Source organism: Bradyrhizobium sp. SZCCHNR1093 (genome assembly GCF_032381175.1).
Classification (GTDB): domain Bacteria; phylum Pseudomonadota; class Alphaproteobacteria; order Rhizobiales; family Xanthobacteraceae; genus Bradyrhizobium.
This window is the reverse complement of the sequence record NZ_JAUHJJ010000006.1, coordinates 1-26,444: the sequence shown is the minus strand read 5'-3', so window position 1 is coordinate 26,444 and position 26,444 is coordinate 1. Positions and strand designations below refer to the sequence as shown.

Below are 26,444 nucleotides of genomic sequence, written 5' to 3'. Positions count from 1 at the left end.
GGTCTTCAACGAACCGTTCGGCTCTCCCAAGCCGGCGGGTTCGCAAGGGGTACAGCGAAAGCCGTGCCAACTCTGAATCTATCGATAAATCAACGATTTGGATTCAAACCCGGGTTCAGAACGCCCGGCAATAACGTCTCGCTAACCATAATTGCCCGGCAAGTTTTTCCCACCGCCTCGGCAAAAGAAAGCTTCCGTTAACCATTGTTACCGTAGCGTTCCCTCAACAAAGCGCAGATGCGCTGGGAGCGTTGGTTTCGCGTCATTAAGCTTTCTGGCGGCATCGGCTCGATTTTCCGGAAGGATCCGAAAGCCATGGCCGAGAACGACGCCGGAGCAGGCGAAGGCGAGGAGCAAGCAGGCTCGCCGAAGAGCAAGCTCAAGCTGATCATCATGGTCGTCGGCGCGCTGGCGCTGCTCGGCGTCGGTGGTGCGGCCTATTTCTTCTTCTTCAGCCACAAGAACGACGAGCATCACGCCGAGGCGGCGCCGCCGCCGAAGCCGCCGGCCTTCGTCGAGGTGCCGGACCTTCTCGTCAACCTGGTCGGCAATCCCGGCGACCGCGTCCAATATCTGAAAGTGAAGATCGTGTTGGAGGTGAAGGAGGAGAAGCAGGTCGAGACGATCAAGCCGACGCTGCCGCGCGTCACCGACATCTTCCAGACCTATCTGCGCGAGCTCCGGCCGAGCGACCTCAACGGCTCGGCGGGCCTGTTCAGGCTCAAGGAGGAGCTCACCAAGCGGGTCAACGTCGCGCTGGCGCCGAACCAGGTCAACGCGGTGTTGTTCAAGGAAATCGTGGTCCAGTAAGGCAAAGAAGCTCAACGATCATGGCGGGCAACGATCAAGTCGACCAAGATGCGATAGCCGCGCAATGGGAAGCCTCGCTCGACTCGGAGGATCCCACGGAGGCCGCGGAAGCCGCAGCAGCCAATGAACTCACCGAATCGATGGCCCTGCAATGGGCCGCGATGGTCGAGGACGGCAGCCGCGATTTCGGCGCCACCAAGAACGGCGGCGAGCGGGTGCTGTCGCAGGAGGAGATCGACAATCTCCTCGGCTTCACCGCCGGCGAGGTCAGCCTCGACGACCATTCCGGCATTCGCGCCATCATCGATTCGGCGATGGTTTCCTACGAGCGTCTGCCGATGCTCGAAATCGTCTTCGACCGTCTGGTGCGGCTGATGACGACCTCCTTGCGCAACTTCACCTCCGACAACGTCGAAGTCTCGCTCGACCGCATCACCTCGGTGCGCTTCGGCGACTACATGAACTCGATCCCGCTGCCGGCCGTGCTGTCGGTGTTCAAGGCGGAGGAGTGGGAGAATTTCGGGCTCGCCACCGTCGACTCGACCCTGATCTATTCGATCATCGACGTGCTGCTCGGCGGCCGCCGCGGCAACACCCAGCTCCGCGTCGAGGGCCGCCCCTACACGACGATCGAGACCAACCTGGTCAAGCGCCTGATCGAGGTGGTGCTGAGCGACGCCGAGCAGGCGTTCCGGCCGCTGTCGCCGGTGCGCTTCACCATCGATCGGCTCGAGACCAATCCGCGCTTCGCCGCGATCAGCCGGCCCGCCAACGCCGCGATCCTGGTGAAGCTGCGGATCGACATGGAAGACCGCGGCGGCAACATCGAGCTGCTGCTGCCCTACGCGACGATCGAGCCGATCCGGCCCGTGCTGTTGCAGATGTTCATGGGTGAGAAGTTCGGCCGCGATCCCGTCTGGGAAGGCCACTTCGCCACCGAGATCACCAAGGCCGAGATCGCCGTCGACGCCGTGCTCTACGAGGCCGACGTGCCGCTGAAGCAGCTCATGAAGCTGAAGGTCGGCGACACCCTGCCGCTCGACATCCGTCCCGATGCGCTGGTCGCGGTCCGCTGCGGCAGCACCATGCTGACGGAGGGGCGGATGGGCCGGGTCGGCGACCGCGTCGCGATCCGTGTCACCAAGAATTTGCGCAAGCCGAATACGACCCTTGCGATGTTCGAAGGCTCCGAAGGCCAGAACAAGTTGATGGAGGCCCAATGAACCACTCCCTCGGATTGATCATCGAAAGCCTGGTGGCGGTCCTATTGGTGCTGACCATCGGCTATTGCATGCTGCTGAATTCCAGGCTGAAGCGGTTGAAGGCGGATGAGCATTCGCTCAAAGCCGTGATCGCGGAGCTGATCACCGCGACCGAGATCGCCGAGCGGGCGATTGGCGGCCTCAAGCTCGCCGTGCGCGACGTCAACGACAATCTCGGCAATCAGCTCGCCGCCGCGACGCAGATGTCCGACCAGTTGCGCAAGCAGCTCGCCGAGAGCGACGGCGTGGTGCGCCGGCTGTCGCGCATCGCCAGTGCCGCGCGACCCATCACCTCGCCTGAAGCCGCGCCCGAGCCGGCGCCTGCGCCGGTGCCGGCGATCACGACCGAGCCGGTGCGCGTCTCCGGTGCCAAGGCGGTTGCCGCCGCGGCCCAGGCATTCTCCGAACGTCGAAGGACTGGTGGCCTTGCCGCATGAATGCGTTTCGTAACATCCGCGTCATTCCCGTCGTCCTGATCGCGGTGGCCTGCCTTGCGGTCCTGAAGGTGGCCGGCCTCGTGATCGATGGCGGCTACGTTTTCGACTATGACCCTCACCCGACCAAGCGGTCCTGGGCCCAGGAGAACCTGGGCTATCCGGGCCGCGAGGACAATGACATCGTCACCGGCTCCACGCACGGCGCACCGAAGGAGAAGAAGGAGGAGGCGCCCAAGCCCGCCGCTCCGGACACCAAGCCCGAGGGCGTGGTGATCAAGCCCGAGGAGAACCAGCAGCAGGTGTCGCCGGCGGAGAAGGCGATCCTCGAGCGGCTGCAGTCGCGTCGCCAGGAGCTCGACGCGCGTGCGAGAGAGATCGACATCCGCGAGAGCCTGTTGCGCGCCGCGGAGCAGCGCATCCAATCCAAGACCGAGGAGATGAAGGCGATCGAGGGCCGCATCTCCGGCGCGCAGGCCGCCAAGACCGAGGCCGACAACGCCCGCTTCAAGAGCATCGTCACGATGTACGAGGGCATGAAGCCGAAGGATGCCGCCAAGGTGTTCGACCGGCTCGAGATGTCCGTCCTGATCGAGATCGCCTCGCAGATCGCGCCACGCAAGATGTCCGACATTCTCGGACTGATGACGCCGGAGGCGGCCGAACGGCTCACCGTCGAGCTGGCGCGCCGGGCCGGCGCCGACAGGCCCGAGACCAGCGCCGAGCTGCCGAAGATCGAAGGCAAGATCGTGCCCGTGAAGAGCAATTGAGCCGCATGTTTAATGCGCCCTTAAACGCCGGCACCTAGATTTCCGGCGTGGCGGGGCAGGCGTATCCGTCAAGTTGCGGATGTCGAACCGGAAGCTTGTGACCATGGTGCGCACGACTCCCATTGGATTGCGGTCGAAGGCCCGCGCACGGGCGCGCGCCGGCCTTGCCCTGCTGTCGGCCATCGTCATCGGCCTGGTGCTGTCCACGGTCGCGGCAGGCGCTGCGCCGGTGCCGGGCGAGGCCAGCCTGTCGGCTCAGGACGGCTATGCGCGGCTGGTGCTGAAATTCTCCGAGGACATCAGCGCCGACGTCACCACCGCCGGCTCGATTCTGCTGATCAGGTTCGATCGCGCCGCCACCGTTCCGATCGACCGCTGGGTGGACGCGGCGCCCGACTACATCTCGTCGGCCCGCGGCGACCCCGACGGCTCGGCGCTGCGGTTGTCGCTGTCGCGCAAGGTCCGCGTCAACACCATGACCGCGGGCGAACGCGTCTTCATCGACCTGTTGCCCGACAGCTGGACCGGCCCGCCGCCGCCGCTGCCGGCCGAGGTCGTGCGCGAGCTCGCCGAGCGAGCGCGCGCCGCCGAACGGGCGCTGCGGCTGCAGCGCGCCGAGGCGGAATCGAAGAAGCGGCCGCCGATCCGCGTGCGCGCGCTGGTGCAGCCGACCTTCGTGCGCTTCGTATTCGAGATCCCCGACGGTGTCGGCATCTCCTCGGTGCTCAACGACCAGAAGCTGTCGCTGTTCTTCACCGCGCCGCTGTCCTTCGATCTCGCCGACGCCAAGCTCGTCGCGCCGCCGAACGTCGCCGCGATCAACCAGCGCATCGACGGCAGCAGGACCGTCGTCGAGCTCGGCCTGGTCGGCGAGGTCGACGTTCGCGCCTTCCGCGAGGAGAAGAACTACAACATCGACGTCGCCTATCAGCAGCCGGACAAGAAGGTCTCCGCAGTCTCCTCGGACACGCTGCCGGGCGCCAAGGCGGCCGCGGCCGAGAAGCCCAGCGGCAGCAAACCCAATGGCGACAAGCCGAAGCAGGCTGCGCAGCCCGAGATCGTGCCGCCGACCTCCGACACCATCGCCAAGGAGATGAAGACGGAGACCAAGCCGGCGCCTGCGGTCGCGGCGCCAGCCACCGAGCTCGCAGCCGAGCCTGCGCCGTCGGCAGCGGCTGCTGCCGCGCCGGCCGCCGCGAAGGCCGAAGCCGCGCCCGAGGCCCCCAAGCCTGAAGCTGCTGCGCCTGAAGCTGTCAAATCCGAAGCAGCCAAATCCGAGCCAGCGAAGTCCGAGGCGATGAAGCCGGAGGCGGGCAAAGCCGAAGCCGCCAAGCCTATCGAGACCAAGTCTGCCGAGACCAAGTCTGCCGAAACCAAGGCCGCCGAAACCAAGCCGGCCGAGAAGGCAGCTAATGGAGCCGCCACCCTGGAGGCCCTGCGCGACAGTGAGGGCCTGCGGCTCACCTTCGGCTTCGGCCAGGTCACGCCGGCGGCGCTGTTCCGCCGCGGCGACACGGTATGGATGGTGTTCGATTCGACCAAGCCCGTCGACGTCGAGCCCATCCGCGCCAAGGGCGGCGCCATCATCGGCGAGGTCAACAGGATGCCGCTCGACAAGGGGCAGGCGATCCGGATCCGCCTCAACCGCCCGCAGATGCATTCGCTCGGCAGCGACGATGGCGGGCGCAGCTGGACCCTGTCATTCGCCGACAAGGGCCTGACCAATCAGCAGCCGCTGATGGTGATGCGCAACGTCACCGATCCCGCGCTCGCCAATGTCATGGTGCCGCTCGCCAATCCCGGAGCCGGCATGCTGCACCGGCTGACCGACCCGGATGCCGGCGACACGCTGCTGGTCGTGACGGCGCCGCCGCCGATCCGCGGCTTCATCAAGCGCCAGGATTTCGTCGACCTGTCGCTGCTCGATTCGATCCACGGCATCGCGGTGCGTCCGAATTCGGATGACGTCGCCGTCGAGATCGCGCCCGACAAGGTGATCCTCGGCCGGCCGGGCGGGCTGACCCTGTCGTCGATCGGCTTCTCGCCGGAGCGGGCGCCGACCGCCGTACGGCCGATGTTCGACATCGACGAATGGCAGCAGAACCAGACCCAGCCGTTCGTGCCGCGCGAGGATCTGCTGATCAAGGCCGCGGCGAACGCCGAGCCGGAGCGGCGGGCGCAGACGCGGCTGGCGCTGGCGCGCTTCTACATGGCGCGAGCGATGTATCCGGAAGCGCGCGGCGTCACCAATCTGATGATCTCCGACGCCGACCCGCGCACCGACGAGACCGCCATGCTGATGATCCACGCGGTGGCGAGCATCCTGATGGGCCGGCCGGACCAGGGACTCAAGGATCTCGCCACTCCGTCGATCGGCAATAATTTCGATTCGCAGATGTGGAAGGGCCTCGCCTTCGCCCGCCAGGGCAAGTTTGCCGACGCGCGCGAGAAGCTGAAGAACGTCGAGTTCGCCATCGCCTCGCTGCCGCTCGACCTGCAGCGCGTCGTGATCGCGGATGCGATGAAGTCGGCGCTCGAGATCAAGGATTTCGCCGGCGCCGCCAAGCGGCGCGCCGAGCTCGACGTGATCGGCGTGCCCGCGGACATGAAGCCCGACATCGCCGTGCTGCGCGGCCGGCTCGCCGAGGCGATGGCGCAGGAGAAGGATGCGCTCGACGACTATCGCTTCGCCGTCAATTCCGACGACCGCCTTGCGGCCGCGGAGGCCAAGCTGCTGGAGATCAAGCTTCTGCAGAAGCGCGGCGAGATCAAGCCGCCGGACGCGCTGAAGGAGCTGGAGACCTTGCAGGCGATCTGGCGCGGCGACGCCATCGAGGTGCAGACGTTGCAGATGATGGCGCAGCTCTACGAGGAGGCGGGGCGCTATGCGGACTCGCTCGAGGCCGCGCGTCAGGCCACCCGCCTGATGCCCAACTCCGATTTGGCGCGGCAGGCCCAGGATGCAGCCTCCCGCCTGTTCTCGCAGTTGTTCCTGAACGGCAAGGCCGACGAGCTGCCACCGGTCGATGCGCTCAGCATCTTCTACGGCTTTCGCGAGCTGACCCCGATCGGCCGCCGCGGCGACGAGATGATCCGCAAGCTCGCCGACCGGCTGGTCGGCATCGATCTGCTCGACCAGGCCGCCGAGCTTCTGCAATACCAGGTCGACCACCGCCTCGAAGGCGCGGCGCGCGCCCAGGTCGCCGCGCGTCTCGCCATGGTCTATCTCACCAACCGCAAGCCTGAACGCGCCATCGAGGCGCTGCGCACCACGCGCATCGCCGATCTCGCGGGCGAGCTGCGCCAGCAGCGGCTGCTGCTGGAGGCCCGCGCCAACAGCGACATCGGGCGCCACGACCTCGGGCTCGACATCATCACCAATATCGCAGGCCGCGAGGCGATCCGGCTGCGCTCCGACATCTATTGGGCGTCGCGGCGCTGGCGCGAGGCCTCCGAGCAGATCGAGCTCTATTACGGCGATCGCTGGCGCGATTTCCGCCCGCTCAATCCAGCCGAGCGCGGCGACATCCTGCGCGCCGTGGTCGGCTATGCGCTCGCCGACGACGCCATCGGTCTCGCCCGGTTCCGCGAGAAATATGCGCCGCTGATGACCGGCGAGGCCGACAAGATCGCATTCGACGTCGCCAGCAAGCCGGCGAGCGGCTCCAGCGCCGAGTTTGCCCAGATCGCGAAGATGGCGTCGAGCGTCGATACGCTCGACGGCTTCCTGCGCGACATGCGGGCGCGCTTCCCGGATGCCACCGGCAAAGGACCGGACGGCGGCAAGGATGCTGCGAAGGCCCCGTCGGAGGCGACCGGCGCCTTGCCGCGCATCCAGGGCGTCAAGCAGGCGATCGCGGGTCGATGACGTCGTGCATCAAGGCGTAGAGCCGGAGGACATGGCGACATGACGAAGCCGACCAAGACCGAAGCCGAGCTCATCGCGATGGCCAAGGCGGAGCTGAAGGCGCGGGTCGGTTGTGCCGACGGCATGGCGATCTCGGTGCTCCGCTGGGGCACCAAATGGGAGCTCCGCGCCAAGGCCGATCCCGGCACGGCGACGCGCCCCGGCTATCCGGAGAGCGTGTCGATGTCGAAGATCGGCGACGAGCTGAGCAAGCAGTACGACGTCGCGGGGTGAGCGATTCTGAATCCGTCCGAAGCGCGCCAAGACGAAAGTTCGAGACTGCTTTGCGAAGCCAGTGGATCGGTAATTGTCTTGTTCGTTCAGTCAGAGCGATGCGGCGCAAGCGCTTCGATGATGCGGCAGTCGGCAACGGTGCCGTGCTTGCAGCGCCCTATGACATCGGCAAGTTCGTCACGCAGCGCCACGAGGTCTGAGATCTTGCGCTCGATCTCTGCCAGGTGTTGGCCGGCGATGACGTCAACCGCTTCGCACGAGCGGTCTCGCTGATCGGCGAGATCCAGCAGGTCACGGACTTGGTCGATGGAGAAGCCCAAGTCGCGGGCACGCCGAATGAAGCTCAGTCGTCCGAGTTGGTCGTTGTCATAGGTTCGGTAGTTGCCCTCGGTTCTCGCCGGAACCGGTAGCAGACCGATCCGCTCATAATACCGGATCGTTTCGACCTTGGTACCGGTCCGCTTCGCGAGGTCTCCGATGGTCAGTCGTGACATGGCTTGACCCTGTAGTGGCTACAGGGTCCATATAGGACGTCGCATCATCTTGTAAGAGGCGACGATATGGCTGGTTGTCATGATGACTGCTGTTCGTCTTCCCCTCCGAGGGAACTGGACAGCCCCCGCTGGCGTCGTGCGCTCTGGGTTGCGTTGGCCATCAACGGAGCCATGTTTTTGGCCGAGATCGCAGCAGGCGTGGCGGCCGGGTCGGCCTCGCTGCAGGCGGACGCAATCGACTTCCTCGGTGATACGGCCAACTATGCGATCAGCCTCGGAGTGGCGGGACTCGCGTTGACCTGGCGAGCACGCGCCGCCCTTCTGAAGGGCTGGTCGCTCGTCCTGCTTGGCGTCCTTGTCCTTGCCTCCACTGTCTGGCACGCAATTGCAGGCACCCTCCCGGAGGCGAGGACGATGGGGGTCGTCGGCATGCTCGCTCTTGTCGCCAATGCAGGCGTGGCCGTCATGCTCTACCGTTTCCGCGTCGGCGACGCGAATATGAGGTCGGTCTGGATCTGCTCCCGGAACGATGTGCTCGGCAACATCGCCGTGCTCGCGGCCGCAGCCGGTGTGTTCGGCACCGGCACGGCGTGGCCGGATCTCATTGTGGCGGCGATCATGGCCGCGCTTGGTTTGAGCGGTGGCTGGCACATCATACAGCGAGCTCGCGTCGAGTTGCGCGGCTCCTCCACATCGCGCCCCGTCGCAAGCCCAATCCGGGCGAACTGATCGAGGGTACGCGTCAATGGGAGACACGAACCTACTGCCTCTCGCTCATCATGACAGGTGAAACCTACCCGCCGTAGCTCTGCACCAGGCTGCCGGCGACTAGCGACCAGCCGTCGACCAGCACGAAGAAGATCAGCTTGAACGGCAGCGACACCACGACCGGCGGCAGCATCATCATGCCCATCGACATCAAGACCGAGGCGACCACGAGGTCGATGATCAGGAAGGGCAGGAACAGCAGGAAACCGATCTCGAAGGCGCGCTTGAGCTCGGAGATCATGAAGGCCGGCACCAGGATGCGCAGCGACAGGTCGTCGGGCGTCGCCGGCGGCGGCTCGCCGGAGAGGTCCATGAACAGCTTCAGGTCCTTCTCACGCACGTTCTTCTGCATGAAGCCGCGCAGCGGCACCGAGGCGCGCTGCAGCGCGTCCTCGACGCCGATCTGGTTCTCGACCAGCGGCCGGATGCCGTCCTCATAGGATTTCTGCAACACCGGCCCCATCACGAACGCGGTCAGGAACATCGCGAGCGCGATGATGACCGAGTTGGGCGGGGCGGTCGCAGTGCCCATCGCCGTGCGTAGCAGCGACAGCACGACCACGATGCGCGTGAACGACGTCATCATGATCAGGATCGACGGCGCGATCGACAGCACCGTGAGCAGCGCGATCAGTTGGACCGCGCGTTCGGTGACGCCGCCACCGCCAGCGCCGAGATTGATGCTGATGTCCTGCGCAGCAGCACGTCCCGCCAGTAAACCGGCGGCAGTCAGAACAGCGATGAAGACAACTCTACGCGGGGGAAGCAGCGATCTCACTGAGACGACTTCGGACGTCCGAGCAGCGAGGCCATCTCGTCCTCCAGATTCTCGAAGCTGGTCTTGACCGGCGCGGCTTGCGCCGGAGCCGGCTCGCTGCGTGCGGCCGCCCGGGGACCCGAGGCTGGAGCAGCCGACGGATCGGCCGATGGACGCCGCAGCGCGGCCTCGAGCCGTTGCGCCATCTCGGCCAGATTGGCTTCGGCGCTCTGATCGGCCGCTGCGGGCGGCGGCGCAACCGGCGGCGGGGGCGGTGGCGGTGGCATCTGCGCAATCGGCGGCAGCGGCGGCGCCGCCACGCGTTCGACGCGCTCGGCTGCGCGTTCAGCGCTCCGCACCGGCGGCAGCCGGGGCCCCTCGGAGGGGCGCGGCGCCTCTGCCGGCCGTTGCGGCTCGGCGGGGCGCAGCGGGCGCGGCATCACCGGTTCACCGCGGGGCGCCCGCTCGGGGCGCGGCTCCAGGCGGGCTTCGTCGCCGCCGCGCGTCTCTCCACGGACGTCTGCCCGGAGGTCCTGGCGGGGATCGGGACGGCGCGGAGGGAGCGGTGATTCCGGCGGGAATGCCGGTGCCGGCTCACGCCGCTCAGCAGCAGCCGGCCCCGTGCGGCGAACCTCATCGATGAACGACGGCCGCATCGGGCGCTGCGGCGGCTCCGGCATCTGCGGCTCGGCATGCTCGGCGGCCTCGGTCTTCGGCTCGTTGTCGGCCCAGGACGGCGCATCCGGCAGCGGCGCGATGCGCGCCGCCGGCCGCTCTTCATTGATGCCCGGCCGCTGCGGCAATTGCTCGCGCGCCGGCATGGCGCGCACGATGTTGGATTCGACCACGATGTCGGTCGGCCCGCCGATCATCAAAAGATGCTCTATGTTGTCACGGCGCACGAGCACGAGACGGCGGCGGCCATCGACGGCGGCGGCATCGATTACGGCAAGCCGGGGCATGCGGCCGCGATTCGGGTTGGTGCCGAGACGATTGCCCGCGAATCGACGGACCAGCCACGCGGCGAGGCCGATCAGAGCCAGCACCGCCACGAATGCAAAAAAGAACGTCAGTGCCTGCATCTCTGTCCCCGGCAAATACCGCGTCCTTTCGAAGTCTCTCGTCTGTCCAACGCATCGCCGGCAGCGAACGGAGCTTCAGAACCGGAACCAACCTGTTAACGCATGACGGCAGGAACTGCCGCTCGGCCTCTTAATAACCCATGAATCGGCCGGGCCAAAACGACTTCTTGGCGAGCCGCGCCGTCCCGTAATGATGCATCGGTCGGCTGGGACCCCGGCACTTTCCTAAGAAATCGTCAAAACCCCGGGAATGTCCCGTTGGGCATCGCACCGTTTCTTAACTCCTTGTTAACCATATGCACGGCAATTTCTACCTACCCAAACCGTCCGGTAGCCGGACATAACCGAGCAGCGCCATGTCCATCAACGATCTCCCCGTGTTGTCGGCGTTGCGGACCAAGATGCAATGGCACCAGGAGCGCCAGCGCGTGCTGTCGGAGAACGTGTCCAATTCGGATACGCCCAACTTCAAGCCGAAGGATCTGGTTGAGCCGAGGTTCGATTCAACCGGCCAGGCGGTCGGCGGCTTTGCGCCGCTGTCGCTGACCCGGACCAGCACCGCGCACATCGCACCGTCGTCGGGCGAGAGCGCGAGCTTCGACCAGAACCGCAAGGCCGGATTTCAGACGAGGCCCGCCGGCAACGCGGTGAGCCTCGAAGAGGAGATGCTGAAGGTCTCCGCCAACCAGATGGACTATGCCGCGGCAACCTCGTTGTACGGCAAGAGCCTGCATCTGTTGAAGACGGCGATCGGCAAGGCCTGAGCCGGAGTTGAGGACGGAGACCGACAAGCATGGCAAACGACTCCAGCGATTTCCTGCGCTCGATGAGCATTGCGACCTCCGGCCTGCGTGCGCAGGCGGGGCGTATGCGCGTCATTTCCGAGAACATCGCCAATGCCGATTCGACCGCCGCCAAATCGGGTGGCGATCCGTATCGCCGCAAGGTCCCGACATTCACCTCGGCGCTCGACCGTGCGCTTGACGCCAAGGTGGTGGCACTCGGCAAGGTGGTGCCTGATCAATCGTCGTTCCGCGTCAAATACGACCCCAGTAACCCGGCCGCGGACGCGTCCGGCAATGTCAAGTACCCCAACGTCAATCCGCTCATCGAGATGACCGACATGCGCGATGCACAGCGGTCCTACGAGGCGAATTTGAACATCATCGGCGCCACGCGCCGCATGATCCAACGCACACTCGACATTCTGAAGACCTAGGACAGGAACGAAAGTCATGGCCTCCCCAATCTCCGCAGCTAATGCCTATGCGAATTCCGCCCGCGTGCTCGACGCCGGCGGCTCGAGCGGTGCCTTCGGCAGCCTCGGGCGCGTGCGCGACGTGCTAGGCAGCGGCAACGGCGCCGACAAGGGTGGTCCGTCGTTCAGCGCGGTGCTGAAGGATGCGATCGGCAGCGTGATGGAGGCCGGACGCAAGTCGGACAGTCAGGCGGTCGCGATGGCCGCGGGCAAGGCGAACGTCATGGATGTCGTCACGGCGGTCGCCGAAACCGATGTCGCGGTGTCGACGCTGGTGTCGGTGCGCGACCGCGTGATCCAGGCCTATGAAGACGTGATGAAGATGACGATCTAGGCGCAACTCGTAACGCATCAGGGATTTGCCGTCTGCCGCGACTGCGCGCGATGCGCGATGAGGCGGGTGCCGGACCGGAACCGATCGACAGTGAGGAACGACAGGACATGACAGGAGCTGAAACGCTCGATGTGGCGCGCGATGCGATCTGGACCATCGTGCTGGTCTCCTCGCCGCTGATGGTGGTCGGCCTCGTCGTCGGCGTGGTCGTCTCCCTGTTTCAGGCGCTGACGCAGATCCAGGAGCAGACTCTGGTGTTCGTGCCGAAGATCATTGCGATCTTCGTGACGCTGCTGCTGGCGCTGCCGTTCATGGCCGATGCCCTGCATTCGCACATGATGCGGATCTCGTCGCGAATCATCGGCGGATGAGGCAATGTCCGGGGCAGCAGGGCTAGCCTGCGTGAGGGCGCTGCGAGCGGTCGCGAGGAGCAGTGCGGGGGGCGCTGCTGCTTTCGGCCGTGAGCTGGCGGCCTTTCGGGCCAACTCTTCGCAAGCTGTCTCGTCGCAGGCTGTCTCTTCAAAGACCGTCGTGCCGCACCAGCATGCGGTCGAAAGGGCCGTGACGGCGGACGATGCGCATCGATATTTCCTTCCTTCCGGCGCTGGCCGCCGTGTTCATGCTGGCCTTCGCGCGCGTCGGCGCGATGGTGATGCTGCTGCCGGGCCTCGGCGAGGTCAACATCCCCGTCCGCATCAAGCTCGCGACCGCGCTGCTGCTCACGATGATCGTGCTGCCGCTGCACCGTCAGGCCTATCAGGTCGACCTGCAGGCGTTGTCGCCGCTCTTGGTGATGATGGTGCACGAGATCGTGATCGGCATCGTGCTCGGCGCGACGGCGCGGGTGACGCTGTCGGCGCTGCAGGTCGCGGGCTCCGTGATCGCGCAGCAGATGGGGCTCGGTTTCGTCACCGCGGTCGATCCGACGCAGGGCCAGCAGGGCGTCCTGATCGGCAACTTCCTCACCATGCTCGGCGTGACCCTGCTGTTCTCGACCGACAGCCATCACCTGGTGATCGCGGCGCTCAGCGACAGCTACAAGATCTTCGCGCCGGGCGAATTGATCCCGAGCGGCGACGTCGCCTCGCTGGCGACCAAGGCCTTTGCCACGGCGTTCAAGATCGGCCTGCAATTGTCGGCGCCGTTCCTGGTGTTCGGGCTGGTCTTCAACATCGGGCTCGGCGTGCTGGCGCGGCTGATGCCGCAGATGCAGGTCTATTTCGTCGGTGCGCCGCTCTCGATCCTGATCGGCTTCCTGATCTTCGCGCTGGTCCTGACCGCGATGATGGGAACGTTTCTCGGCTATTTCGAAGGCGTCATGCACGAGATGATGCCGCGGTGAGGGGGCCGATCGATGTCCGATGAGGCCGATTCCGAAGACAAAACAGAAGACCCGACGCAAAAGCGGCTGGACCAGGCGCTTGAGCGCGGCGACGTCGTCAAGAGTCAGGAGCTCAACACCTGGTTCGTGATCGCCTCCGCGACCTTGGTGATGTCGACCTTCTCGGGCTCGATCGGCACCGCGGTGCTGGTGCCGATGCGCAACCTGATCGCCAATTCCTGGATGATCCACACCGACGGCGCCGGCCTGCTGGCGCTGGCGCGCAGCCTGTCGTTCGCCGTGATCGCGGCGATCGGCGTGCCGATCCTGATGGTGATGCTGGCGGCGATCGCCGGCAACATGATGCAGCATCGCCTCGTCTGGTCGGGCGAGCCGATGAAGCCGAGCCTGAGCAAGATCTCGCCCTTGGCCGGCGCCAAGCGCCTGTTCGGCAAGCAGGCCGCGGCCAACTTCGCCAAGGGTCTCTTCAAGCTCGTGCTGCTCGGCACGGTCATGGTCATGATCCTGTGGCCGGAGCGGCTGCGCCTCGAATCGCTGCTGCACATGGACGTCAGCGAGCTGCTCGGCGTCACGATGTCGCTGACCACGCATCTGATGGGCTCGGTGGTCGCGCTCCTCGCCCTGGTCGCGATCGGCGACTACCTGTTCCAGTATCGGCAATGGTACGAGCGGCAGAAGATGTCGGTGCAGGAGATGAAGGAGGAGTTCAAGCAGTCGGAAGGCGACCCGCACGTCAAGGGACGCATCCGGCAGATCCGGCAGCAGCGCATGAAGAAGCGCATGATGGCTGCGGTTCCAAAGGCCTCCGTGATCATCACCAACCCGACCCACTACTCGGTCGCGCTGTCCTACGAGCGCGGCATGTCGGCCCCGGTCTGCGTCGCCAAGGGCGTCGACAACATCGCCTTCAAGATCCGGGAGGTCGCCAAGGCGCACGACATCCCGATCGTCGAGAACGTGCCGCTGGCGCGCGCGCTCTACGCCACGGTCGAGATCGACGAGGAGATCCCGGTGGAACATTATCACGCCGTCGCTGAGATCATCGGCTACGTGATGGGGCTGCGGCGCAACCTCTCGGGGCGCCCGCGATGACAACCGATTCGGTCCACGGACGGACCGCAAAATACGGATAAATCATGGAATATCGGCTTGACGGGCTTGCGCTTGACCCGTCGATTCAGGCAGGTGGAAGGGGGAGCCGCGCGAACGGGCTGGGGCTCCCAGCCGACAGGTCGCGTCCCCGAGCCATGAGCGCCGATTCCGACAACGATGGGTTACAGGATCAGGTGGGCCTGCCGGAGCGGCCGCGCCGCAGCGGCAGCATTCTGCTGATCCTGCTGGTGGCGTTCGGTCTCGTCGCGGTCGCGATCGCGTTGATGACGATCGGCCGCGCCCAGGCGCAGCCCTACATTCTCGGGCTGCTGTCGCTGCTCGCCACCGTCGGCCTGTTCAATCTGTTCGCGTTCGCCGCCGGCATCGTCCGCTTCGCCGACAAGTCGACCGACGATCCGGTGTTGGGCGCGATCGCCGATCACGCCTTCGATGGCCTCGCGGTGACCGATCCGCGCGGCCATGTCGTCTACGCCAACGCCGCCTATCTCAACATGACGGGAGCGGCGACCGCGCAGGAGGCGCGTCCCGTCGAGCGTGTCTTCATCGGCAATCCCGATGTCTCCGAAGCGGTGTTCCGCCTGCTCAAGGCGGCGCGCGAGGGCAAGCGGCAGCAGGAGGAGGTGCGCATCACTGCGGCTGAAGGCGCGCAGGGGCGCTGGCTGCGGATGCGCGTGCGCCCGCTCGGCCAGACCAAACGCCATGCCCGCTACGCAGTGTGGTCGATCGCCGACATCACCAGGGATCGCGAGCGCCAGGAGGACGTGTTCCAGGAGCTGCAGCATGCGATCGAATATCTCGACCACGCGCCGTGCGGCTTCTTCTCGGTCAATCCGGAAGGCAGCCTCGTCTACGTCAATGCCACGCTCGCCAACTGGCTCGACTACGATCTCGCCGAGATCGGCTCGGGCGGGCTGAAGCTCGCCGACGTCGTCTCCGGCGACGGCGCGTCCTTGCTGAGTTCGATCGTGGCGGTGCCCGGCGAGGTCCGCACCGAGGTGTTCGACATCGACCTGAAGATGCGCGGCGGCAAGACCATGCCGGCGCGGCTCTATCACAAGCTCGCCTTCGGCGCCGACGGCAAGCCCGGGTCGTCGCGCACCCTGGTCATCAGCCGCGCCCGCGACGAGCGCTCCGATCCGGAGCGCGCCGCCGAGGTGCGCTTCATGCGCTTCTTCGACCACACGCCGATGGCGATCGCGACCGTCGACCGCGGCGGCGCCGTCGTAAGGGCCAATGCGCGCTATGCCAAGCTCGCGCAGAGCGTCAGCGGCGATGTGGCCGCGGCGAAATCGATCTTCCGCACCGTCAGCCAGCGCGACCGGCATCTCCTGATCGCCGCGATCAACCAGGCCTCGGAAGGGCAGGCGGACATTCCGCCGGTCGAGGTGATGCTGGAGGGCGCGAAGGAGCGCTTCGGCCAGTTCTTCGTCACCGCGGTCGACGAGGACGAGCGCGAGACCGAGGCCGCGATCGTCTATCTGCTCGAGACCACCGAGCGCCGCGCGCTGGAGAACCAGATCAACCAGTCGCAGAAGATGGAGATGGTCGGCCAGCTCGCCGGCGGCATCGCCCACGACTTCAACAACGTGCTCTCGGCCATCATGATGGCCAACGATTTCCTGCTGAACGCGCACAAGCCGACCGACCCGTCGTTCCAGGACATCATGCAGATCAAGCAGAACGCGACCCGCGCTGCCACCCTGGTGCGGCAGCTGCTGGCGTTCTCGCGCCGCCAGACCCTGCGGCCGCAGGTGCTCGATCTCGGCGACGCGCTGTCCGACCTGACGATGCTGCTGCGCCGGCTGATCGGCGAGAAGGTCAAGCTCGACCTCGTGCATGGCCGCGACCTGTGGCCGGTCAAGGTCGACGTCTCGCAGTTCGAGCAGGTGGTCGTCAATCTCGCGGTCAATGCCCGCGATGCGATGCCCGACGGCGGCAAGCTCTCGGTGCGCACCGCCAACGTCTCGGCCGACGAGGTCGCGCAGGCCGCCTACAAGGGCATGCCGGTCGCCGACTACGTCCGCATCGAGATCAGCGACACCGGCACCGGCATTCCGGCCGAGATCCGCGAAAAGATCTTCGAGCCGTTCTTCTCGACCAAGGAGGTCGGCAAGGGCACCGGCCTCGGGCTGTCGACCGTTTACGGCATCATCAAGCAGACCGGCGGCTTCATCTATGTCGACAGCGAGGTCGGCAAGGGGACCTCGTTCCAGATCTTCCTGCCGCGGCACATCGTCGTTCCGGAGGTCCAGACCGAGCCGCACGCGGTCAACGGCGCCGCCAAGGAGCCGGCCGCAGCGGAAGCGTCGAAGCCGCGCGCCGACCTGACCGGGCAGGGCACCATCCTGCTGGTCGAGGACGAGGAGGGCCTGCGGGCGCTGAACGCGCGCGGCCTGCGCTCGCGCGGCTACAGCGTCATCGAGGCGTCGAATGGCGTCGAGGCGATGGAGGCGCTGGAGGAGTGCGATGGCGTGCTCGATCTCGTGGTGTCCGACGTGGTGATGCCGGAGATGGACGGGCCGACGCTGCTTAAAGCGATGCGCGAGCGCAATCCGGAGATCAAGATCATCTTCGTCTCGGGCTATGCCGAGGATGCGTTCGAGAAGAGCCTGCCGGAGAACCAGCAGTTCGCGTTCCTGCCAAAGCCCTTCACGCTCAGCCAGCTCGTGGCGGCGGTCAAGGAAACCATGGCGCCGCAATAGGTTACCGGAGTTCCTTAGGAAGTTCCTTGGGGAAGTTCCTTGGCAAGGCGGCCGAGCGCCTTCATCCCGCGACCCAGCGCCGCAGCCGCGCGGCCTCGTGCCGCCTTCCCTTTTCGCCGGTTGTGCCCATCTTACAGGCATCCCCATTCCGGGGAGTTATGGGAAACACAGATGAGCTTCATGCAGCGCAAAAGCGGCCTCCTCAAGGCGATGGCCGTGGCCCTTTCACTGGCGCTGCCGACGGTGCTCGCCGTCTCGGCGGCCGACGCCCGGATCGGCGGCGGCTCCAGCTCGGGCTCCCGCGGCACGCGCACCTTCTCCGCGCCGCCTTCGACCTCCACGGCGCCCGGATCGGCGTCCCAGTTCAACCGCACCATCACCCAGCCGGGCCAGCCCGGCGGCTTCAACACGGCCGCGCCCGCGCGTGGCGGGCTGTTCGGCGGCCGCGCGGGTGGCCTGCTCGGCGGCCTCGCTGCCGGCTTCCTGGGGGCCGGCCTGTTCGGCATGCTGTTCGGCGGCGGGCTCTTCTCCGGCCTCGGCGGCTTCGCCTCGATCATCGGCCTGATCCTCCAGGTCCTGCTGGTGGTGTTCCTGGTGCGCATGGCGATGGCCTGGTGGCAGCGCCGCAACCAGCCAGCCTATGCCGCCGGCCCGGCGCCGTCGCCCACCGACGGCCAGCCGAGCCTCCGCTCGGGCCTGAGCGGCCTTGGTGGTTTCGGTGGCTTCGGCGGTGGCAGCAACACGCCGCCGCTGCAGATCCTGCCGGCCGACTACGAGGCGTTCGAGCGGCTGCTCGGCGAGATCCAGTCCGCCTGGTCGAACGAGGATGTCGGCCGCCTGCGGCTGCTGTCGACGCCGGAGATGGCCTCGTATTTCGAGCGCGATCTCGAGCAGAACCAGGCCCGCGGCGTGGTCAACAAGGTCAGCGCCGTGAAGCTGCTGCAGGGTGACCTCGCCGAAGCCTGGCGCGAGAATGGCGCGGACTACGCCACGGTCGCGATGCGCTTCACCTTGGCCGACAAGACCATCGAGCGCGCCTCGGGCCGGGTGGTCGACGGCTCCGACCAGCCGCAGGAGGTCACCGAGATCTGGACCTTCCTGCGCCACGCCGGCGCCGATTGGCAGCTGTCGGGAATCCAGCAGGTCAGCTGAGCCTGACTTGAGACCCTCATCGGGCGCCGCGGAGCAATCCGCGGCGCCTTTGCTTGTGGAACAATTCCCATCTCTCGCGGGCTCGATGGCGGCTGTTCCCAGGCCGATCTGAAGAGCACGGGCGGTGACGGGCTGCTATACTGCTTCGCGGCGAACTAACACCGCGTCCGTTGCGTCGTCCGAGCCGAACGTGTGGGCGCATCACTGCGAGGATGGCCCATGCGTTACGAGCTCTACTACTGGCCCATGATCCAGGGCCGCGGCGAATATGTGCGTCTCGCGCTGGAGGAGGCGGGCGCCGCCTATCGCGACGTCGCGCGCGAGGACGGCATCGGTGCGATGACGGCGATGATGGAGGCGGACAGCGACACGCCGCCCTTCGCGCCACCGTTCCTGAGAGCGGGCCGCCGCGTCATCGGCCAGACCGCCAACATCCTGCTGTTTCTCGGCAGCCGCCATGGCCTTGCGCCCAAGGCCGAAGCCGGCCAGCTCTGGGTGCATCAATTGCAGCTCACCGTGACCGACTTCGTCGTCGAGATCCACGACACGCATCATCCGCTGGGGCCGACGCTGTACTACGAGGACCAGCGTGCGCCGGCCAGGAAGCGCACCGCCGAATTCTGGGGCGAGCGGGTGCCGAAATTCCTCGGCTATTTCGAGCAGCTCCTGTCGAAAAGCGGTGGCGCCTACATCACCGGGCGCAGGCTCACTTATGTCGACCTGTCGCTGTTCCAGATCGTCGCCGGCCTGCGCTACGCGTTCCCGAAGCGCATGATGGCGTTCGAGCGCAACATCCCGAGCCTCGTCGCGCTGCATGACCGCGTCGCCAGCAGACCGAACATCTCAGCCTATCTCGCCAGCGAGCGCCGCATCGCCTTCAACGAGGACGGCATCTTCCGCCACTACAAGGCGCTGGATGCGTGAAGGCGAAGCCCTGCGGCGCCGCGCTTGACGATGTATAAGCATTGGCTTATGCATCTGGCATGATCGTCGAAGCCCAGCTGACATCCGTCATGAAGACGCTTGCCGACCCGACGCGGCGGGCCGTGTTCGAGCGCATCGCGCGCGAGGGAGAGGTGGCGGCCACCGGCCTGGTGCAGGGTTCGCGCGTGTCGCAGCCGGCGATCTCACAGCATCTCAAGGCGCTGCGCGACGCCGGGCTGGTCAGCGAACGGCGTGACGGCCGCCACAACTATTATAGCGTCGCGCCAAAGGGGCTGGCGCCGCTGGTCGACTGGCTCGGTCATTACCGCACATTCTGGCATGAGCGCATCGCCGGCCTCGAGGCACTGTTGAAGGAGACCGAGTGATGGGTGAGACGCATGCGATCGTGGTGGAGAAGCATCTGCCCCATTCGCCCGACAAGATCTGGCGCACGCTGACCACGAGCGACCTGATCGCGAAATGGTTGATGCCGAACGACTTCGTCGCGGCCACCGGGCATCGCTTCACCTTCCGCACCAAGCCGGTGGGCGACTGGGATGGCGTCGTTCACTGCGAGGTGCTCGCCTGTGAGCCGCCGCATCTGCTCAGCTATTCCTGGAAGGGCGGTTCGGACTCCAACCCGGCCTACGGCTTACGGCTCGACAGCGTCGTGACCTGGACGTTGACGCCGGTCGAGGGCGGCACGCATCTGCGGATGGTCCATGACGGCTTCGTCTTCCCGGGCAACAAGTTTCAGTTCGACATCATGGGACAGGGGTGGAATCGGATCGGCGATGCCATCACACGTATAGCGGCGGATGCCTGAGGCGCCGCCGCTATACGAAGTTGGCCTGAGGGTGTGGGATCGTCAGGCGAGAATGTCGACGCGCGTGCCCTGGCCGGGCGGCAGCGGCGGACGGGAGGCTTGCTTCTCCGCGGCCGCTTCGTCGCCGGTCTTGTCGGGCTTGAAGGCCTGGCTCTGCTGCGTCTGATTCCGGGTCTGCGTGTCTTGGGTCTGCGGCTTGGTCGTCTCGGTCGAGACCGGCGGCGGTGAGGGCGGCGGCGATGACGACGAAACGCTCGAAACGGACATGGTCCAGCTCCTCGCTTGGTGTTGCGATGAGCGTGGCCATCCCTGACGAAAACTTCGTCAACCAGATCGCTCGAATTGTCCGCAACTGTCGGTGGCGCGGCGAATAGTGAACGGGTCGCTGCCGCCGGCGCAGAAACGACAGGGCTATCGCGTCACCCCGGCCTATTGGTCCTTGCTGCGGCTGATCGTGATCGAGGACTCGGTCTTGGTCCGGGCGCAGCGCATGTCGAGCCGGCGGTAGCGGCTGGCGACGTCGTCGCCGCGGAAGATCCCGAGCCGGCGGTAACAGCGTGTGACGCCGCGCTGCATGTCGTCCTTCGGCAAGGTGAACACGATCGCCGCCGCGCTCGCCATCAGGTCGATGAAGGCCGGCGGCGGCTTGCGGTCGGTTTTTCCGAACAATTGATTGCTGACATTCTTCGATGAGCAGCCGAGCGTGAGCTCGCGCGCCTTGGGATGGGCGAGATAGACGGTGCCGGCCGCGGTCTGACCGATCTTGATGCCGTCGATGCCGTTCTTCAATTCCTTGGCGAGATCGTCACAGCGATCGGCGCGCGCGGGCTGCGGCAGCAGAGCCGCGCCCAGAGCAAACACGATGGCGAACAGGACCGCCCGGCCGAACGAGCAATGATACGAACACATTTCGAATTCCCCCCGCGCCATTGAACCCGGCGTGAGGAGATCACGCAAGCGCCGATGCGCTGCCTCCGCACAAGATCATCGCGCGTGTGACACGAGTCGAGAGACGCAGTCAGATGTCGGCGAAAGCGGCGCGATCGGTCTATTGGAATAAGCAGCGGCCCTGACGCATCAGCTCTACGCCGGCGGCCAGGCGTTGACAGTCGCTATTATAGGTTTGGTAATTGCAGCCGCAGACCGGCCTGTAGATGCGAGGGCAGGCCCGCGGCTTCACCCGGCAAACGCCCCTTAGGACGAACCCCTGGCCACAATGGTCGACCGGGAGGTCGCAGAACAGGCCGAAATTGCAGGTGTTGCCGTTAAGGCCGCCGCACAAATAACCTGGACCGACCGCACCGGCGCTGCCGGGGAGCATGGTCGCGAGGCTTAGGGCGAAAGTGATTGCAAAGAACAGACCCTTTTTCATGATACCTCAGGCGCAAATGGATGGATCAACAGCTTTAGGTTTAGCAGGGTACTGTCCTGGTTCAATTCATTTCGCCGTTCGCTCGTGACGGCGTCGAACCGCGGCGGCTTCACGCCGAGGCGATCTGCCGGGCTGTCTCGATCAGCACCTCGAACGTTTCATCAGGCGCCAAGTTCACCACGTCGTGGGCGCAGGCGACGGTGCGCACGGTCCAGGCGGGATCACTGCGCAGACGCTCGTACTGCGCCGTAAACGGTGTCGCGCTCCATCCGGTCGCGTAGACGAAGACGCGCGGCAGCTCGGGATGAGGGCGCGTCAGACGAAGCCGCTGCACGAAAGTGCCGAGCGGATGCGGCCGGCACCGGGGATCGACACCGTCCCGCGGCAGCACCGTGAGCCCGTCATGTCCGGCCTGCGCGATCACCAGCCGTCGATAGTCGTCCCCGGCAAGGTCCCACCAGGCCTGACCATCGTCCGGCGCGAACGCATCCAGGTAGATCAGCGCGGCAAGCCGCTCCGGCGCGCGATCCGCGACTCCCGAGGCCACCATGCCGCCATAGCTGTGCGCGCAGAGGATGACACCTGAGAGATCTTTGACCGCCAACAACTCCAGCACGTCAGCGATATGCGTCTCGAGGTTGATGCGCGCGCCCGGGGCAGGCGTCTCCTCGAGCCCGCTCAGGGTGATCGCATGGGCTGCATGACCGGCCTGGCAGAGACGCGCCGCGAGCGGGGCATACCACCAGCCGCCGCGCCAGCCGCCGGGAATGAGGACAAAAGTCGCCATGGTGATCCTCCGCGATGTGATGTCGAAGCGTGTCTCGATCAGCTCTCGCCTTGCAGGCTATCAGCCTTGTCAAGCCCCCCGCCTGGGCTCGCTGGACCCCCCCCGCTGCGGACCAGCCGCATGGGCGCCATCCGCAGTCCGGCAGCTTTCTTTTCCCCAAAAAGGGCTTAGAACGGCTCTATCGCCGGGTGCCTCGGACAGGCGTTTTCCGGCCCTTCAACCCACGAGTCTTCCATGAACGCGCCCACCGCTTTCCCCGACCAGTCCAAGCCCGTCCCGCCCTACAAGCACACGCCGCTGTTTCCGCTCGGGCCGGACACCACGCCCTACAAGAAGATCACGGCCGAGGGCGTGCGGGTCGAGAAGGTCTTGGGCCGCGACATGCTGGTGGTGTCGCGCGACGCGTTGCGGACGCTGTCCGAGGCCGCGTTCGGCGAGATCAACCACTTCCTGCGCCCCGGCCATCTGAAGCAGCTGCGCAGCATCCTGGAGGATCCGGAGGCCAGCCCGAACGACAAGTTCGTCGCGCTCGACTTCCTGAAGAATGCCAACATCTCCGCCGGCGGCGTGCTGCCGATGTGCCAGGATACTGGCACCGCGATCATCATGGGCAAGAAGGGCTGCAACGTCATCACCGATGGTGACGACGAGGCGGCGCTGAGCCAAGGCGCGCGCGACGCATACTTGCGCCGGAACCTGCGCTACTCGCAGGTCGCGCCGCTGTCGATGTATGAAGAGAAGAACACCGCCAACAACATGCCGGCGCAGACCGAGATCTACGCCGAGGGCGAGGACGCCTACAAGTTCATGTTCATGGCCAAGGGCGGCGGCTCGGCCAACAAGAGCTTCCTGTTCCAGGCGACGCCCTCGGTGCTGACCAAGGACCGGCTGCTGGCGTTCCTGAAGGAGAAGATCCTGACGCTCGGCACCGCCGCATGCCCGCCCTATCACCTCGCCATCGTGATCGGCGGCACCTCGGCTGAATTGTGCATGAAGACGGTGAAGCTCGCCTCCGCCCGTTATCTCGACGCGCTGCCGACGCAGGGCTCCCCGGACGGCAACGCCTTCCGCGATCTCGAGATGGAGCAGGAAATCCACAAGATGACGCAGTCGCTCGGCGTCGGCGCGCAGTTCGGCGGCAAGTATTTCTGCCATGACGTCCGCGTCATCCGCATGCCGCGTCACGGCGCGAGCTTGCCGATCGGTCTCGGCGTGTCCTGCTCGGCCGACCGCCAGGTGCTCGGCAAGATCACCAAGGACGGCGTCTATCTCGAGGAGCTCGAGCATCATCCGGCGCAGTATTTGCCGGAGGTCGAGCAGGCGCTCGGCGGCGAGGTCGTCAAGATCGACCTCAACCAGCCGATGAAGGACATCCTCGCCACTCTGTCGAAGAACCCGATCAAGACGCGGTTGTCCCTGACCGGCACCATGATCGTGGCGCGCGATGCCGCCCATGCCAAGCTGCGCGAGCGCCTCGACCGTGGCGAGCCGCTGCCGGACTACTTCAAGAACCATCCGGTGTATTACGCCGGTCCGGCCAAGACTCCGGACGGCTATGCCTCCGGCGCGTTCGGCCCGACCACCGCGGGCCGCATGGATTCCTTCGTTGACCAGTTCCAGGCGGCCGGCGGCTCGATGGTGATGGTCGCCAAGGGCAACCGCGCGCCGGCGGTGCGCGAGGCCTGCAAGAAGCACGGCGGCTTCTATCTCGGCTCGATCGGCGGCGCGGCGGCGAACCTCGCCGAGCACTGCATCAAGAAGGTCGAGGTCGTCGAATATCCCGAGCTGGGCATGGAAGCCATCTGGCGCATCGAGGTCGTCGACTTCCCCGCCTTCATCATCATCGACGACAAGGGCAACGACTTCTTCAAGGAGCTCAACCTCGGCTGAGGTGAGGTGCGCGATATTTGTTGCAGCGGCCGGGAGTAATCCCGGCCGCTTATTTTGACAGTCTAGAGGAAGTCGGATCAACTAAACGAGTTAGTCCAGCACGGCGGCTAAGGATTGCCGTGACTGGCCGCTTGGTTGTTTATGGCTGCACGAATCTCGGGAATTTCTTTTAGCTGATTCAGAAGATCAGCTCGTACCTTGGTGTCGTTTCGTTCCCAAATTGTACCATGAAGCGTGAGTAACCGCTGTTGAACCGTATCCAGCTTGGTCAGTGCCCGGTCTAGGTCGGACTGGGTAATTACATAGATTGTATCGAAGTTGATTGGGATGTCTCGCGAGAGGACTTGGGAACTTTGCTGGAGGTTCACGAAATGCGTCATGTTGGTGAGCTTGTCAGCCGGTTCTCTAATTAGGAGGGCATCTTCTAACTGATCAGAATATCCCCAAGACCAGTGCGCTAGCTTGTCCCTATACTTCATGGAAGAGCGAATATCGATCTTCATGATCGCTTCTACTACATGGAAGTGATCTTCCGTTAAAGTTGCTCGTGCCGCCGAGCTTATTGTTCGAAGCTGAGCCGATCGATTCTCTAATCCGCTCCAGATGGCGAGAACCGCTTTTTGGTTTGCGTGAAGAAGCATTGCGAGAAATAGTCCGAGAAGACTCTCTATCTCCGACCATTCCGCAATGTACTGTGCTGTTCTAATGCCAACGTTTGGTCGTTTGAGCATTACTGAATTGCTGCCCCATTCAGTGGCGCAGCTAGGTTTCACGCGCGAAAGCGGCTGCATGTGAAGAACCATCTAGCAAAGTCTTAAGTTCGGAAAGTGTGCCGATGCTACTATCTCAGCATGTATTTGGGCAAGAATATAATCCGCTCTATTGGGGATGCTAGCAATAGCGTGTTGCGTGGGAAGTGTCGATGATGATGGCTGTGACACGCAACCAACCCGTCATAGGGCTTGATGGATTCCGCAATGGTTGGGTCGCGGTCGCGATCGACGGTGCCGGGTGCGCGATCAGCTTTCCTGCTGACATCTCCACCGCACTCGCGGCCCCCTTCACCCGTGCCGCCATCGACATCCCCATCGGCATGACCGATGACGGCGAGCGCGCCTGTGACAAGCTCGCGCGCGACAAACTCGCGCCGCACCGCTCCCGTGTCTTCACCGGCGCGCGGCGGTGGCTGTGGGAGGACCACACCGATCCCGACGAGGCGAACATCGAGGCGTCGCGGCGCGGCCAGACACGCGCGTCGCGCCAGCTCTGGCACCTCGGCCGCAAGATCATGGAGGTCGACGCCTTCGTGCGCGCGCATCGCGACTGCGACATCCGCGAGGCCCATCCGGAGCTGGTGTTCCTGCGCCTCAACGGTGCGCCGCTGCCGTCGAAGAAGACGGAGCAGGGCGCTAAGCTGCGGCGCGACCTGTTAGTTGCGGCTGGCTTCGTCGAGATCGACGACTGGGTCACCCGCGCCCGTCTCGGCACCGGCGCCAAGCCCGACGACCTCCTCGACGCCTGCGCCGTAGCGCTCGCTGCCCGCGACTGCGCCGGCTGCGTGCCGGAGGGCGAGGCGCCGCGGGATGCACATGGCGTGGCGATGCAGGTCTGGTTTTGATGTGGCGTTGCCCTTGGGCCATCGAGACGAGCTAACCTCTGCCTGAAGGGGCAGGGGGGCGAATTCGGGGCCAGTCCTTCACACCGCCGTCACCGTCCGCGGGCGATCCAGTATACACTGGCACCTCGGCTGACCAACGCCGTCTCGGGGTACTGGATGTCCTGCCTTCGCGGGGCATGACGATCCTCGGGCAATTGGCGCGAGCGCCACCCCAGCGCACCGGGCCAAGGCTTGCGGGTGATTCTGATAAAAATAAATCTCTTGCTATTTTTTCGAAATCATGTTTTCCTCCCGCCATCCCGTCCCAAGCCGAGGGGCGTAGCGCGCGATCGTCACGACACGCGGGGCGGGGAGCGGTGGCCGCGATCATGTCGCAGCGTGTCTTCGGGCGCGCGGACGAACGATGTGTCGCGGACGTGAAGTCGCAGCGTCCTGACACCCCGATGCCGGTGTTACGTTCGCGACGGCGCTAACGCGCCGCGCGGATCATGGTGGCCAACAAGCCGGTGCACCAGGGAGACTGCGTATAAGGTGCGCCGTGGAAAGGCGCGGTTCTTGAGAGGGTGAAAGTCCCTTCCGGCAAATGTCGTTCCAGCCGGTAGCAATCG

28 protein-coding genes and 1 pseudogene are annotated in these 26,444 nt (G+C 65.4%); 21 read left to right on the top strand and 8 right to left on the bottom strand.

The genetic code is table 11. The annotated features are described in order from the left end of the window. Positions 1–315 precede the first annotated feature (315 nt). The 6 genes from fliL to QX070_RS20170 all read left to right on the top strand — a co-directional run bounded on the left by fliL (position 316) and on the right by QX070_RS20170 (position 7,417). Positions 316–810 carry a flagellar basal body-associated protein FliL gene (gene fliL / locus QX070_RS20195; RefSeq protein ID WP_315738773.1) on the top strand — a complete coding sequence of 165 codons (495 nt, stop codon included), beginning with the start codon at positions 316–318 and terminating at the stop codon, positions 808–810. 20 nt (positions 811–830) lie between these two features. Continuing rightward, positions 831–2,033: a flagellar motor switch protein FliM gene (gene fliM, locus QX070_RS20190; RefSeq protein WP_315738772.1), complete on the top strand. Its 1,203-nt coding sequence runs from the start codon at positions 831–833 to the stop codon at positions 2,031–2,033. Beyond that, complete coding sequence (locus QX070_RS20185; RefSeq protein ID WP_315716016.1) at positions 2,030–2,509, top strand: DUF6468 domain-containing protein; 480 nt, start codon at positions 2,030–2,032, stop codon at positions 2,507–2,509. Before fliM ends, QX070_RS20185 begins: the two co-directional genes overlap by 4 nt. Continuing rightward, positions 2,506–3,276: a flagellar protein FlbB gene (locus QX070_RS20180; RefSeq protein WP_315716017.1), complete on the top strand. Its 771-nt coding sequence runs from the start codon at positions 2,506–2,508 to the stop codon at positions 3,274–3,276. Before QX070_RS20185 ends, QX070_RS20180 begins: the two co-directional genes overlap by 4 nt. 103 nt (positions 3,277–3,379) lie before the next feature. After that, on the top strand, positions 3,380–7,144 hold the full coding sequence (locus QX070_RS20175) for a tetratricopeptide repeat protein (RefSeq protein ID WP_315738771.1): 3,765 nt from the start codon (positions 3,380–3,382) through the stop codon (positions 7,142–7,144). A 39-nt stretch (positions 7,145–7,183) separates the two neighbouring features. Continuing rightward, positions 7,184–7,417, top strand: coding sequence for a hypothetical protein (locus QX070_RS20170; protein ID WP_315738769.1), 234 nt, complete (start codon positions 7,184–7,186; stop codon positions 7,415–7,417). An 86-nt stretch (positions 7,418–7,503) separates the two neighbouring features. Here the strand turns inward: QX070_RS20170 and QX070_RS20165 are convergent, their stop codons facing one another. Further along, the gene (locus QX070_RS20165; RefSeq protein WP_315738767.1) at positions 7,504–7,911 is read right to left on the bottom strand and encodes a helix-turn-helix domain-containing protein; all 408 of its coding nucleotides are present in this window, start codon (positions 7,909–7,911) and stop codon (positions 7,504–7,506) included. A 66-nt stretch (positions 7,912–7,977) separates the two neighbouring features. On the opposite strand from QX070_RS20165, the gene QX070_RS20160 reads away from it, so the two are divergent. Further along, positions 7,978–8,640, top strand: a complete 663-nt coding sequence (locus QX070_RS20160) for a cation transporter (RefSeq protein WP_315738766.1) — start codon at positions 7,978–7,980, stop codon at positions 8,638–8,640. 64 nt (positions 8,641–8,704) lie between these two features. Here the strand turns inward: QX070_RS20160 and fliP are convergent, their stop codons facing one another. Both fliP and QX070_RS20150 read right to left on the bottom strand, forming a co-directional pair. Then, a complete protein-coding gene (gene fliP, locus QX070_RS20155; protein ID WP_315738765.1) occupies positions 8,705–9,457 on the bottom strand; it encodes a flagellar type III secretion system pore protein FliP in 753 nt (250 codons plus the stop codon). After that, positions 9,454–10,518, bottom strand: a complete 1,065-nt coding sequence (locus QX070_RS20150) for a flagellar biosynthetic protein FliO (protein WP_315738764.1) — start codon at positions 10,516–10,518, stop codon at positions 9,454–9,456. Before QX070_RS20150 ends, fliP begins: the two co-directional genes overlap by 4 nt. A gap of 356 nt (positions 10,519–10,874) precedes the next feature. Between QX070_RS20150 and flgB the strand changes: the two genes are divergently transcribed. The 12 genes and pseudogenes from flgB to QX070_RS20090 all read left to right on the top strand — a co-directional run bounded on the left by flgB (position 10,875) and on the right by QX070_RS20090 (position 20,169). Beyond that, the gene (gene flgB / locus QX070_RS20145; RefSeq protein ID WP_315738763.1) at positions 10,875–11,282 is read left to right on the top strand and encodes a flagellar basal body rod protein FlgB; all 408 of its coding nucleotides are present in this window, start codon (positions 10,875–10,877) and stop codon (positions 11,280–11,282) included. Positions 11,283–11,311: 29 nt separating this feature from the next. Continuing rightward, positions 11,312–11,737, top strand: coding sequence for a flagellar basal body rod protein FlgC (gene flgC, locus QX070_RS20140; RefSeq protein ID WP_315738762.1), 426 nt, complete (start codon positions 11,312–11,314; stop codon positions 11,735–11,737). A 16-nt stretch (positions 11,738–11,753) separates the two neighbouring features. Further along, on the top strand, positions 11,754–12,110 hold the full coding sequence (fliE, locus tag QX070_RS20135; protein WP_315738761.1) for a flagellar hook-basal body complex protein FliE: 357 nt from the start codon (positions 11,754–11,756) through the stop codon (positions 12,108–12,110). Between the two features lie 107 nt (positions 12,111–12,217). Continuing rightward, positions 12,218–12,481, top strand: coding sequence for a flagellar biosynthesis protein FliQ (gene fliQ / locus QX070_RS20130; RefSeq protein WP_008965881.1), 264 nt, complete (start codon positions 12,218–12,220; stop codon positions 12,479–12,481). A 203-nt stretch (positions 12,482–12,684) separates the two neighbouring features. Further along, the gene (gene fliR / locus QX070_RS20125; RefSeq protein WP_315738760.1) at positions 12,685–13,452 is read left to right on the top strand and encodes a flagellar biosynthetic protein FliR; all 768 of its coding nucleotides are present in this window, start codon (positions 12,685–12,687) and stop codon (positions 13,450–13,452) included. A 12-nt stretch (positions 13,453–13,464) separates the two neighbouring features. Further along, entirely contained in the window at positions 13,465–14,544 is a 1,080-nt protein-coding gene (flhB, locus tag QX070_RS20120) for a flagellar biosynthesis protein FlhB (protein ID WP_315738759.1), read from the top strand. 155 nt (positions 14,545–14,699) lie between these two features. Further along, complete coding sequence (gene cckA, locus QX070_RS20115; protein WP_315738758.1) at positions 14,700–17,267, top strand: cell cycle histidine kinase CckA; 2,568 nt, start codon at positions 14,700–14,702, stop codon at positions 17,265–17,267. A gap of 180 nt (positions 17,268–17,447) precedes the next feature. Beyond that, positions 17,448–18,419, top strand: a complete 972-nt coding sequence (locus QX070_RS20110; protein ID WP_315739124.1) for a Tim44 domain-containing protein — start codon at positions 17,448–17,450, stop codon at positions 18,417–18,419. Positions 18,420–18,475: 56 nt separating this feature from the next. Beyond that, a pseudogene (locus QX070_RS20105) lies at positions 18,476–18,578 on the top strand (lectin); the annotation flags it as partial. Between the two features lie 60 nt (positions 18,579–18,638). Next, positions 18,639–19,343, top strand: coding sequence for a glutathione S-transferase (locus QX070_RS20100; protein WP_315738757.1), 705 nt, complete (start codon positions 18,639–18,641; stop codon positions 19,341–19,343). A 59-nt stretch (positions 19,344–19,402) separates the two neighbouring features. Continuing rightward, positions 19,403–19,729 carry a metalloregulator ArsR/SmtB family transcription factor gene (locus tag QX070_RS20095; protein WP_315739123.1) on the top strand — a complete coding sequence of 109 codons (327 nt, stop codon included), beginning with the start codon at positions 19,403–19,405 and terminating at the stop codon, positions 19,727–19,729. Next, on the top strand, positions 19,729–20,169 hold the full coding sequence (locus tag QX070_RS20090; protein ID WP_315738756.1) for an SRPBCC domain-containing protein: 441 nt from the start codon (positions 19,729–19,731) through the stop codon (positions 20,167–20,169). The genes QX070_RS20095 and QX070_RS20090 overlap by 1 nt, the downstream gene beginning before the upstream one ends. 42 nt (positions 20,170–20,211) lie before the next feature. Here the strand turns inward: QX070_RS20090 and QX070_RS20085 are convergent, their stop codons facing one another. The 4 genes from QX070_RS20085 to QX070_RS20070 form a co-directional block, all read right to left on the bottom strand. Continuing rightward, entirely contained in the window at positions 20,212–20,436 is a 225-nt protein-coding gene (locus QX070_RS20085) for a hypothetical protein (RefSeq protein ID WP_315738755.1), read from the bottom strand. A gap of 162 nt (positions 20,437–20,598) precedes the next feature. After that, entirely contained in the window at positions 20,599–21,078 is a 480-nt protein-coding gene (locus QX070_RS20080; RefSeq protein WP_315738754.1) for a hypothetical protein, read from the bottom strand. Between the two features lie 139 nt (positions 21,079–21,217). Beyond that, entirely contained in the window at positions 21,218–21,490 is a 273-nt protein-coding gene (locus QX070_RS20075; protein WP_315739121.1) for a Kazal-type serine protease inhibitor domain-containing protein, read from the bottom strand. Between the two features lie 160 nt (positions 21,491–21,650). Further along, positions 21,651–22,328: an alpha/beta hydrolase gene (locus tag QX070_RS20070; protein WP_315738753.1), complete on the bottom strand. Its 678-nt coding sequence runs from the start codon at positions 22,326–22,328 to the stop codon at positions 21,651–21,653. A 234-nt stretch (positions 22,329–22,562) separates the two neighbouring features. On the opposite strand from QX070_RS20070, the gene QX070_RS20065 reads away from it, so the two are divergent. After that, a complete protein-coding gene (locus tag QX070_RS20065; protein ID WP_315738752.1) occupies positions 22,563–24,218 on the top strand; it encodes a fumarate hydratase in 1,656 nt (551 codons plus the stop codon). 107 nt (positions 24,219–24,325) lie between these two features. Here QX070_RS20065 and QX070_RS20060 read toward each other — a convergent pair whose 3' ends face one another. Continuing rightward, complete coding sequence (locus tag QX070_RS20060; RefSeq protein WP_315738751.1) at positions 24,326–25,009, bottom strand: hypothetical protein; 684 nt, start codon at positions 25,007–25,009, stop codon at positions 24,326–24,328. Positions 25,010–25,140: 131 nt separating this feature from the next. Between QX070_RS20060 and QX070_RS20055 the strand changes: the two genes are divergently transcribed. After that, positions 25,141–25,836 carry a DUF429 domain-containing protein gene (locus QX070_RS20055; protein ID WP_315738749.1) on the top strand — a complete coding sequence of 232 codons (696 nt, stop codon included), beginning with the start codon at positions 25,141–25,143 and terminating at the stop codon, positions 25,834–25,836. Positions 25,837–26,444: the final 608 nt, after the last annotated feature.